General features: G+C 44.3%; 6 protein-coding genes. All 6 read right to left on the bottom strand.

Annotation, left to right across the window (positions count from 1 at the left end; translation table 11 throughout):
• Positions 1-27: 27 nt before the first annotated feature.
• Positions 28-1,446 (bottom strand): GMC family oxidoreductase, encoded by a 1,419-nt coding sequence (locus tag ACFE90_RS30235; protein ID WP_375506048.1) that lies wholly within the window; start codon positions 1,444-1,446, stop codon positions 28-30.
• A 221-nt stretch (positions 1,447-1,667) separates the two neighbouring features.
• The gene (locus ACFE90_RS30230) at positions 1,668-2,480 is read right to left on the bottom strand and encodes an alpha/beta fold hydrolase (RefSeq protein WP_375506047.1); all 813 of its coding nucleotides are present in this window, start codon (positions 2,478-2,480) and stop codon (positions 1,668-1,670) included.
• A 114-nt stretch (positions 2,481-2,594) separates the two neighbouring features.
• Positions 2,595-3,152 carry a DsbA family protein gene (locus ACFE90_RS30225; RefSeq protein WP_375506046.1) on the bottom strand — a complete coding sequence of 186 codons (558 nt, stop codon included), beginning with the start codon at positions 3,150-3,152 and terminating at the stop codon, positions 2,595-2,597.
• A 419-nt stretch (positions 3,153-3,571) separates the two neighbouring features.
• On the bottom strand, positions 3,572-4,201 hold the full coding sequence (locus ACFE90_RS30220; protein WP_375506045.1) for a response regulator: 630 nt from the start codon (positions 4,199-4,201) through the stop codon (positions 3,572-3,574).
• Between the two features lie 8 nt (positions 4,202-4,209).
• Entirely contained in the window at positions 4,210-10,218 is a 6,009-nt protein-coding gene (locus tag ACFE90_RS30215; RefSeq protein WP_375506044.1) for an AAA family ATPase, read from the bottom strand.
• Between the two features lie 319 nt (positions 10,219-10,537).
• On the bottom strand, positions 10,538-11,245 hold the full coding sequence (locus ACFE90_RS30210) for a hypothetical protein (protein WP_375506043.1): 708 nt from the start codon (positions 11,243-11,245) through the stop codon (positions 10,538-10,540).
• Between the last annotated feature and the right edge of the window lie 86 nt (positions 11,246-11,331).

The raw sequence follows: 11,331 nt of genomic DNA, 5'->3' as shown, positions 1-11,331 counted from the left end.
GTTGTTAGCGATCGCTGGTTTTTGATCCTACCTCACCAAATCGCGTTGCTCCCCTCGTAGTTGAGGATCGACCACTGCCATTGAGTCAATGCCCATTTTGCAAGTGCCAACCGGATGCCACACAGTGCTGCAAGTGTCCCGAATGTAAGCTTCGAGTGCTGCATCACTCTGAACGTGGGAACCCGGAGCAATCTCCTCACCATGAAAATCATCAAAGGCACTGGTCTGAAACAATTGGCGGATTAATTTAACTCCCTCAACCAACTTTTGCACATCGGCTTGACTTTGTACATAATTCATCCGAATAGTTGGTGGATCTTTGGGGTCAGGCGATAGCAAACTGACGCTGCCAATATTTTGGAGACGGGTAAGAGAGACTGCACCCGTAAATCCAAAATCAGCGGGGGCATAACCAGGTGATAAAAATTGAATCGGACCGAAGAAGAACTGCAAATCAGGTGTAGCCTCCACATTCTCCTTGCTATGCAAAAATAATCCGGCTTCGACCCCGTTACTGGTGATGGCAGGGTGTATATCTTGAGTAGCTTCTTGAACGACACAAGTGAGAATGTGATCCTGAAGGTTTTGACCGACACCCGGCAAATCTGCAACGACAGAAATTCCCATCGCTTGCAGGTGTTCGGCAGTACCAATTCCAGAAAGCATTAGCAGTTTGGGCGAATCAAACGCACCTGCACTTAAAATCACTTCCTGGTTGACTCTGACCTGGTGGAGCGTACCTTCATGTAAATATTCCACTCCCACACAGCGAGTGCCCTCAACCAGCAATCTCGTCACTAATGCCCCTGTGATTACAGTCAAATTGGGACGATGGAGAATGGGTAGAAGAAAAGCAGCCGCAGCACTGTGCCGTTTACCATCCTTAACCGTCAATTGATATAGTCCTACCCCTTCTTGCTGTACACCATTAAAATCAGGATTGTAGTTGTATCCCATTGACACACAGGCTTCTACAAAGCGTTGGGAAACCACAGCAGGGGAGATCAAATCGGTAACGCTCAACTCCCCATCAACTCCGTGAAATTCTGACGCGCCTCGCTGCTGGTGCTCTGATTTCTTGAAATAGGGCAAGACATCAAGGTACGACCAACCGGGATTTCCTAATTCCTGCCAGCGATCGTAATCTTGAGGATTGCCCCGGATATACATCATGAAATTAATCGAACTGCTGCCCCCCAAAACTTTGCCACGGGAACAAAACATTTTGCGACCCTTCAGGTAGGGTTCCGGCTCAGAAACGTAACCCCAATCAACTTCAGAGCCTATTAGGCTAAAGCATTGTGCCGGAATTTGAATTTCTGGTTTTGTAGCTGGGTTGCCCGCTTCCAGGAGTAACACGGTTATGTCACAGTCTTCGGTTAGACGATTGGCAACCACACAACCAGCCGAACCTGCACCGATTACAATGTAGTCATAATTAGTCATAAAGTTCTCTTCCTCTGTTATCTACAATGGATAAATGGAGTCAAGAATGAACTGATTTAAAGAACGATTGCTGAAATACTTTTAATTATTCATTTACAACACCTGATCTACTGAATTTAACTGCGTACCAATGGTGTATGCACCAAATGTTCTGCCAGAAACCAAACTTGCGTCTCATTGGTTCGCCAAACTTGGCTTACTAACAAATCGTTAAATTGGGATTACTTCACAGCAGTGCTTGCTGCTTCAATCACTTTGGCAACCTCTTTTGGATGAGAGATAAAAGGAACATGACTGGAGTTAACTTCGGTTGTCTTAGCATTAATCCGTTTAGCCATAAATCGTTGAAGTTCAGGGTTGATGGCGCGATCGCTTTGAGTCACGATAAACCAAGAAGGAATCGTTTTCCAGGCGATTTCATTCAATGATTGCTCAAACGCGGCGCTGGCGATCGGCTTTTGGGTTGCTGCCATCACTCGCGCCTCAGTCTTCGATACGTCCTGGGCAAAAAATTCGTGAAACTTACTGCGATCTATATAGAAAAAGTTTGCAGCATCAGGTACGATCGCCTTGCTAATCGGAGGTGCTGCGTACTTTTTATTCAAATCACTCGTCTTTTCACCGACATCTGGGGCAAAAGCATTAACATAAACTAGAGCTTTCACCTGTAGATTGCTAGCCGCCGCACCCGTAATCACATTTCCACCATAGGAATGTCCGACCAAAACAACGGAACCTTTTTGATTGTCAATCACCCGCTTCGTCGTTGCCACATCATCAGCAAGCGAGGTGAGCGGAATCTGCACAGCGGTCACTCTATAGCCATCCTGCTCCAACAATGGAATAACGTGCTGCCATGATGTACCGTCAGCAAAAGCCCCATGAACGAGAACGATCGCAGGTTTAGAGTTGGAGGCTTGAGGTAATTCCTTGGAGGTGGCTGATGTTGGATGCATTGATATCCCAACGACAACACTTAATGCAAATAACCACAGCAACAATTTTTGAACTTTTTTCCATGTAAAAACCATCATTGCGATCGCCTCTGTATTCTTGCTAAATTGCTCAAATCTCTGGTTGTTGTTGTCGGTATAGAAGTTATGAAATACTCCCTGCTGAAATACTTCTTAAGATAAGCATCAAAAAGCTTAATCATTTGCAGCAACAATGGCTGCCATTATCTGCTCAACAGTCCAGCGATCGAGATAGCGAATTCCATTAATAAACAAAGCGGGCACAGCCTCCACTCCACTTTGCAGTCCACCTTCGATATCCGCATTGATACGATTGACATACGCTCCCTTGGATAAATCCTGCAAAAATTGAGAAATATCAAGTCCTAAACGATTGGCGTACTCTACTAGATAGCCATTCTTTAGCTCTTGTTGATAAATGAACAATATCTCATGCATTTGCCAAAACTGCCCTTGAGCCGCTGCTGCTTCCGCAGCTTCCGCTGCCCGTTGAGCATGTGGATGAATCTGTACCTGAGGAAAATGACGGAAGATAAAACCTAAATTGTTTTCTCCAAACGAAACCTTCAATTGCTGTTGAGCAACTTTAATCAATCGATAGACGTTGGCACTTTGAAAACATTCATAATCTCCATACATGACGAATACTACAGCAGCATTCAGTACACCTTGGATATGATCCTGGGTTGAAGGCGGAACGAATAGAGAACGATTATCACGGTCGTAAGTCATGTTTCGGTTTGTATTAAGCAAATTTAAGCCTCACAAACCAACTGCATCAACATCGCTATGGATTCAATATAGACAATTGACCCTTTCTTGTCGTCCACTCTGGGTTGACATTTTTGTACAATCGAGTGATGGATGAACCTGTCCATCTCGCAGTGGAAGGTTGTCTCCAACTTTAGTTGGAGTCTAAAGCCAATCTAAAGGGGAAAAGTTCAGGAGGCACGAGGAACCCACCCTTAAAAGAGTGGGATTGAAGCAACGACGTTTTATACCTTACTCTAAGTTAATATCAGTATAATTATTTATCTTTTTAACTGGGCTTTAGACCCCTAACTAAAGTTTTAATTTATACTTACAACCTTCTGCCTCCTAACTCCTGCCTTCTTTGTAAAGGTTCACTTCCCTTCCCCCTTTTTTCCCACTTACAAACTGACAATCCCACGCTTAACAGCAGTAATCACGGCTTGTGTGCGATCGCTCACTCCCAGTTTGCTCAAAATGCGATTCACATGCGATTTAACAGTGCTTTCACCAATACTCAAAGCAGTCCCAATTTCCTGATTACTCATTCCTTGTGCCATCAAACGCAGCACTTCCAACTCTCGTTCACTGAGTTCTGGATTGCTCATTCGCTGCAATAATTTTGCGCCCACTTCTGGCGGAATATATTTCTGACCATTATGAATCGCGCGAATCGCATTTAAAAGTTCGCCAGGTTTAGCATCCTTAAGCAGATAGCCATGAGCGCCCGCCTGCAAGCCGCGATAGATGTCTTCATCACTATTGTAGGTCGTGAGTACCGCGATTCGAGCCTGCTTAAATTCAGCACAAATCGCCATAATGGCTTCCACTCCTCCCACCTGGGGCATTCGTAAATCCATTAGCGTGACATCAGGTTGGTATTCTCGAAATGCGTTGATCGCCTGCTGTCCATTTTCAGCTTGAGCGATCGCTGTCATTTCTGGATCGCGGTTAATGATGGTTGCTAGACCCTTTCTGACTATGGCATGGTCGTCAACAATCAGCACCCGAATCGTAGTGGATTGGCTCATTGTAATTCTCACTCTCGATTGATAGTGACAATAATTTTTGTTCCTTGATCTGGTTGGCTTTGAATCGCTAGTTGTGCGCTAATGCGCTCTGCTCGTTCGCTCATTCCTAATAAGCCAAACCCACCGCTCAAAGGAATGCTACCCACTCCAAAGCCCCTGCCATCATCTTTAACCCGTAAGATACACTGTGTCTCCTTATACACTAACTCAACCCGAATTTCGCCAGCACTTGCGTATTTAATTGCATTGGTTAATGCTTCCTGCCCAATTCTGAGTAAGTTATTCTCCACTTCGGTTGGTAAGGAATAGGCTGTACCCTGAATTTCGCAAATCACAGCTGTGTCAGTTGTCGATCGCATTTGAGCCACAATACGATGCAGGGCACTCTCTAAATTACCTTCTTCTAGTAGCCGCGGGCGGAGTGCTGATACGGAGCGCCGTGCCCCTGCCAGCCCAGCGCGTGCTAGTTCCTCAATCATTTCTAGATGTACTTGGGTTGCTTCTGGGTCATCCGCCACTACTTGTGTTGCAGCTCCAACTTGAAGCAGAATACCTGTGAAGGATTGAGCGAGTGTATCATGAATTTCTCGCGCCATCCGGTTGCGTTCTTCCAGAATAGAAGCTGCTTCAGCGAGTTTGCGATCGCTAATGTCTGTGATCAGACTGTAGAAGCCTCTCACTTGAGCATTGTCATCGAAATCAGGAATCAAGGTCGCGCTGATGCACCGCTTACCAAGTGGAAAAGGGATTTCTGCTTCTAGAGGTACAGTTTGCCCTTCAAACACCTGATTAATGTACGGTTCAACCCGTTGATAAATGGCCTCACCGAGAAGTTGGCGAACAGGGTTGCCCAGAATTTCATTGCGGCTACGGTTAAACCAAACCTCATAGGTATGGTTGATGAATTGATAACACCGATTGGCATCTACATAGCTGATCAGAACTGGTAGAGCGTCGGCAATCAGTCGTAATTCCTGTTCTCGTAAGCGAAGCTCTGCTTCGCTTTGCTGTAAAGCTGCCGTTCGTTCTGCCACCTGAAGTTCCAGGGTAAGGTTGTATTCGGTTAACAGTTTCTGTGCTCGTCTTTGCTCTGTAATGTCTTGAAAAGCTACGATTGCATAAGCCACGTCACCCTGTTCGTCAAAAACTGGAGTTCCCCATGCTTCAATGGGAATGATAGTCTCGCCTTGGTGAATCTCTAAATCATCCGTTCTTGTGCGTTCGCCTTTTAACGCTCGGACGATTGGCATCTTCTCAGATGAACAGTTTTGATCCGTTCCAGCCAGGTAAACTTGATAAACCTCTGCAAGATGCTCTGGTGTTGCGGAAGGATCAACGCCTTTGCCTAATAGCTGAACGCCTCGTTGATTGACATAGTAAGGGCGACCAGTCGCATCCAAAACCCCAACTCCCACTGGAACCGCTTCTAGAAATTGATTTATCTGACTTTCGCTAGCGCGTAGTTTCGAGTAGAGCTTGGCATTTTCAATCGCGATCGCTGCCTGAGTAGATAGAAGATTCAGAAGTTGCGATCGCTCCGGTGTAAATGCCCCAGTTGCCAACTGATTTTCTAAATACAACACACCGATGAGCTTACTTTGATTGAGCAGCGGTAAACAAAAGACTGATTGAGTCTGGTGGTGTTGAATATAGGGATCATTGATAAAATTACCTTCACGAGTAGCATCATTGAGAATGACCGACTTATGAGTCCGAATCACATAATGAATGATCGATTCAGGTAAACGATTTGTGATCGGAGTCGATTGCAGCACTTGGGTTGCACAGACCTGTGCACCCTCAATGAGTTCACAGGTCGCTTCGATCATCCATTCTCCTGAGTTTTCTAAAAGCAGACAACCAGTTTGTGCTCCAGCATTTTCAATTAAAATCTGCATGAGAGAGCTGAGCAATCGCTCCAATTCAATTTCACTCGAAATTGCTTGAGCTGCTTTCATCACCGTCGCTAAATCGAGAGCAGTATGTAAGGTATTTGAGATGGTTTCACCAGTCATGGTGCGAACTGGTGTAGAAACTACGTTGGACGACTGAGGAAATAGTTGAGGATAGCGAGTTTCTAAATCTTTGACTTTCGCAGTTGCTCCCCACCGTTCATAGCAATAGTGAGCTTCCTTCATGTAGAGCTGGGCAAACTTTTCTCTACCACGAGCTAAGTAATATTTGGCGGCTAATTCATAAGCTAACGCCTCTTCCTGGATATATTCATTTTCCCTGGCTCCTTGAATTGCTTGTTCATAGAATTCCTCTGCTTCAAACCACTGACTCAGAACTCGTGCAGTCTCTGCTTGCACCAGATGATATTTATGCAAACAATTCATTGGCGCATATTGTGCCCATTGCTTCATTTTCTCCTGACTAACCATAACTTTTTTGAGGAGTTCCTCCTGCACTTGAGTGCCGCTTTCAGAGTATATGGCGAGTCTTGCCAGCGCATCATATAGATAGTAAAAAGGACCAACAGGTGTGCCTGTTATTCGGATTAAATAACGTTCTGCTATGGTTGAGTTTTTAACTGCCTGAGCATACTCAGAAAATAGGTAGCACAGGAAAAGTTTATGGAAATAGACATCAAAGGTTGCCGTTCCATCATTTGTTACTTCATGTTGTGGCAATCCATTTTCTTCATTGTAGAATTCGCCAACTAGGCGAGTTAGGCTGACCGAAAAGCCCATCAAATTTGCGATCGCCTGCTGATATATTTGGTTCCAGGTTAACGCCGTTTTCTGTTTGATTTGACGAATTGCTTCATTGTATTTCGTCATCTCGCGCTCAACTTCTACGAGTTCCTTTCCAACTGCGTAGAATTGGAAGCAATAACAATGAGCACAATAAGCAGCAAACTCTAAATCTCCAACTTCTAAACCTCTTTGGTAGGCTTCTAGCAAGGGCTGGGTTGTGTTTCTAATATGCTCTTTCCAATGAATAATAAAGTTATTCACAATGAGTAATGTTCTAGCTCTGAGAGAATGAACATTAGGGTGTGACAATAGATTTAGCGCAAGTTGTCCAAACTTGTACCCAATCTCAATATTCCCACTCGTTCCACAAAGAATTAATCCGTAAAAGGCATAGGCAAAGGGAGATACAACAGCATTACCAGATTGAATTGATAAGTTTACTTGTTTAGACACAAGCAGAGGCATCAAATCAGGAGCCGCAACATAGGCAGCAATCGTGATGCTTGATAAGATTCGCATCGCCGCCAACTTGTCCGGTTCGGTCATTTCCAGCAAATGGAGCAAGTCCTCGATTGGCTTCTCGCCAATGAGTGATGTGATTGTGTCTAGCTCAAGCTGAATGTCTGACTGAGTTGGCGTTTCAGGAAAACTGATTCCCAGTTGCTGCAAAACTTGCAATCCAGTGTTGATTGCTTCTAATGGCTGGTTCTGCGCGATGTCAGTTTGAATTTTGACTTCGTAAATTTTCACGATGTCGAGAACCGTTTTGGCTGCTTGCAGAACAACCACTGCCCAGGATTCTACCTGCTCAAACTCGCCACACAAATACGCGACTTCTGTTGTTTCTGTATATAACTCTAAGGTCAGCTCATAGTTAGTTTGCCAACTGGAGTCTGCCAGCCATGCTCTACCTCTGGCTAAATAGTTTTGAGCCACACTATAGGCGATCGCAGCTTTTGCTTTCTGTCCTGTGATTAAATTTAATCTAGCAATTTCATTGCGTTCTAGTTGATCTGTGACAAGCTCAATTCCATGATTAAGATGATCGACAATTTCAAACAGTCGGTCTGATAGTCTCTCTGGCAAAGTTTTTCCGAGGAGATTGCGACCAATTTGTAAATGAACAATTTGTTTTTGCGACTCATCGATTAAGGTGTATGAGGCTTGCTGCACGCGATCGTGCAAGAACTTATACTCTTGAATTAACAAGTTTTCATCTAATTCAGATAGTGGTTGAATTAATCCAACTTGTATGGCTGTTAGTAAATCTTGAAAAACCGTTTCATGTGGTTTCTCACAAACAATCGATAGAGTATCTAAAATAAATTCAGCGCCGACGCAAGCAGCTAACCGGAGAATTTGCTGTGTATTTTCTGGCAGTTTATTCAACTTGTGAAGCATCAACTCCACAACATTATCAGTGATATCTTGGGCTTGGATCTGAGCTATGTTCCACTGCCAGCTTAAGTATTGGGCATCAAAGCTCAATAAATTTTCGCTATGCAGCATTCTCAAAAATTCACTGACAAAGAACGGATTGCCCTCAGTTTTACGCAAAACTAACTCAGCTAAGGGACGAACGATGTCTGTATTCCGATGCAGCGTCTCGGCAATCAACTGATTCAACGGCTCAAGCGTTAAGGGTGCTAAGATAATTTCCTGAAGCACTGCCCCTTGTTTTCGCAGTCTCTCTAGCATTAATGCTAATGGATGCGTTGGATTTACTTCATTATCTCGATAAGCTCCAATCAAAAATAGTGATTGGGCTTGCTCATCCAGCAGCATCAACTCAATTAAATTCAGCGTTGCTGAGTCTATCCATTGCAAATCATCTAAGAATATCACCAGGGGATGTGATTCTGAACAAAACACCCGCACAAACTGCCTAAAGATTCTGTGAAAGCGATTTTGAGCTTCAGTTGCTCCAATTTCCGGTACAGGTGACTGCTTGCCGATAATTAATTCAACTTCGGGGATCACATCAATGATGATTTGTCCGTTGTTTCCTAAAGCTGTAAGTAAGAGCGATCGCCACTGTTGCACTTTGTCATCAGGTTCACCCAGCAGTTGCTGCACCAATTTTTGCAGGGCATGGGCGATCGCGCTGTAGGGAATATTGCGCTGAAATTGATCGAATTTACCAGAGATAAAATAGCCGCGCTTTTGGGTAATTGGTTTATAGATTTCTTGCACTAACGCAGATTTACCAATGCCAGCATAGCCAGATACCAACATCATTTCGACTTGGAATTTTGGTTTGCCTCTTTGTTCGCTTTGTGAAGTTGTTTCTGAATTGTTTGGTAAAGAAGCAACGCGATTTGACTCTGGACACGCTATGCGATTGTCCTCCGGACACGCTACGCGAACAAACGCCGCCAGTAACATTGCAACTTCCTTGTCCCGTCCATACAGTTTTTGGGGAATTTGAAACTGACCCGAAACGTCTTGAAGCGCCAGTTGAATGCTAGAGATTTGACCGATTTCTTCTAATTGTTCAGCACAGATTTCTAAATCCGCTTTGATGCCCCAAGCACTTTGATAACGATTTTCAGCATTTTTCGCCATCAGTTTGAGAATGATATCTGAAACTGGCTTGGGAATCGTTGTATTTATTTCATTAGGCAAAATAGGATGTTTGGCAATATGACAATGGACTAGCTCCAGCACGTCTGTGGTAGGAAATGGTAGTTGTCCAGTGAGCAGTTCGTAAAATGTCACACCAAGGGAGTAAAAATCGGTGCGGTAATCGAGTAAACGGTTCATCCGCCCGGTTTGCTCTGGAGATAGGTATGCGAGTGTCCCTTCTAAAACATGAGGACTTTTGAAAGTCGGATTCGTGCGGTTAAATTGGGTGGCAATTCCAAAGTCAATAATTTTGACAACACCAGTATCCAGATTCAGGACTATGTTTCCAGGGTTGATATCTTTATGAATAATATTGGCTGCATGGATTCTGCCCAGAATGTCGCAAATAGCGATCGCAAGACTTAAAAATTGGGATAAGGGCATGGGGCAGAAAATATCTGGGCGCTTGTGCATCCATTGCTCTAGGGACTTCCCCCCAAAATCTTCTAAGAGAATCACCAAAGTGCGTTGATAGTCATGCTGGCTGTATGCCTTGATAACTCCTTCCACTGTGAGCGAACGGGTAATTTTATATTCCTGTCTGTAGCGGGTCAGTTCTTGAGGTGAGGGATAATCAAGTTTTAGCATTTTTACAATTATCCCTACTCCATCGTCTCTGATGCCCCGATAAACTAGAGAATTAGAACTTTCGTATATCTTGTTTTGAATGGCAATACCAGGTAGAGTAATCATAAAGCAACTCTTGAGAGGATAATCTGGCAATACCTCAAACTATACAGTAATTCAGCTATCTACATTTTTCATCTTCAGAGGTTCTATTTGGTTTTGTTCATTTCTAGCCAGTTGCACAGTGATGGCGTTCACTTACGAGCGCTGTATCAATTATGTAGAGCGTTTCTACAGCACTCGTTTGACAACTGGCGTAGCATGGGACATCAAAAGCGGAAAGCTTTGCCCTATCCCTCGTACAACTTCTTGACTGTCCCGTTGTGTTGATATCTCCATTGAAACTGCAACCCAAGGACATTAGATGCCAAATTGCCAAAATTGTTCAGGGTATTTTCCCATACTCCGACTCTAGAAGCGTCAACAATTTCTCTTCCACAGCAGTAAGATAAGGGCGATTCAGCTTACCCAATAACTGCAACAGACTTTTGACTGTCTCCTCCAGCGAATCGGAATACACCCGACCAATGCGATTGCTCAAGGACTGTATCTGCTCACATTCTTCAGGCAAGTATTCGTAAGATTTCAAATGTTGCAACCCAACGGTGTACTCCCCATCCCACATTCTCACGGTGCAACTGAAGTCATTCACTGCACTAACAATTGCCCAACAGCCGCCCTTACCCCTGAGTTCCGGGTTGTCAAGAGCAAGAATTTGGCATACTTCCCTCAACTGGTAGGTATTGGGTACTTTAGTTCGCTCCATTATACGCTGCACAACATCTTTGACGATCCGGTGTGAGGGTACTTTCCCGTTGGCAGACTCTACAGCTTGCTCCCATGCTTCAGGCTGAATGTCCCGGTCTAGCTTGGTCAGTGGTCTAACTTGCCACTCATTCGTCAGCAAAATGTGATCGTTCCGATCACATTTTTGCTCTAAGTTATCAAATATTACTGCTGCATCCATTAGAAGATAAGACTGGCGACGATTATGGCCAAAGCGATGGCTGCGCCAACGCCAAGGGCGAACGCGGCAATACTCCTCAAAGGTTTTGTGAGTAGAGCGATATAACTTGCGATCCCGTAATTCCATTAATGCCTTCCCCGCCTCAAAAAATGCCCTCTCCACGGGAGCGATGCGATTTTGTGAGATGCCTTACTTCGTTTGGGCAGGGGGCA

Source organism: uncultured Nostoc sp., from assembly GCF_964245445.1.
Classification (GTDB): Bacteria; Cyanobacteriota; Cyanobacteriia; order Cyanobacteriales; family Nostocaceae; genus Nostoc.
This window is presented reverse-complemented; position numbering and strand designations above follow the sequence as displayed.

Bases quoted from the DNA above. Each gene is read 5' to 3' on its own strand.
- ACFE90_RS30210 (WP_375506043.1), bottom strand. From the start codon at position 11,245: ATGGAATTACGGGATCGCAAGTTATATCGCTCTACTCACAAAACCTTT.
- ACFE90_RS30220 (WP_375506045.1), bottom strand. From the start codon at position 4,201: ATGAGCCAATCCACTACGATTCGGGTGCTGATTGTTGACGACCATGCC.
- ACFE90_RS30215 (WP_375506044.1), bottom strand. From the start codon at position 10,218: ATGATTACTCTACCTGGTATTGCCATTCAAAACAAGATATACGAAAGT.
- ACFE90_RS30230 (WP_375506047.1), bottom strand. From the start codon at position 2,480: ATGATGGTTTTTACATGGAAAAAAGTTCAAAAATTGTTGCTGTGGTTA.
- ACFE90_RS30225 (WP_375506046.1), bottom strand. From the start codon at position 3,152: ATGACTTACGACCGTGATAATCGTTCTCTATTCGTTCCGCCTTCAACC.
- ACFE90_RS30235 (WP_375506048.1), bottom strand. From the start codon at position 1,446: ATGACTAATTATGACTACATTGTAATCGGTGCAGGTTCGGCTGGTTGT.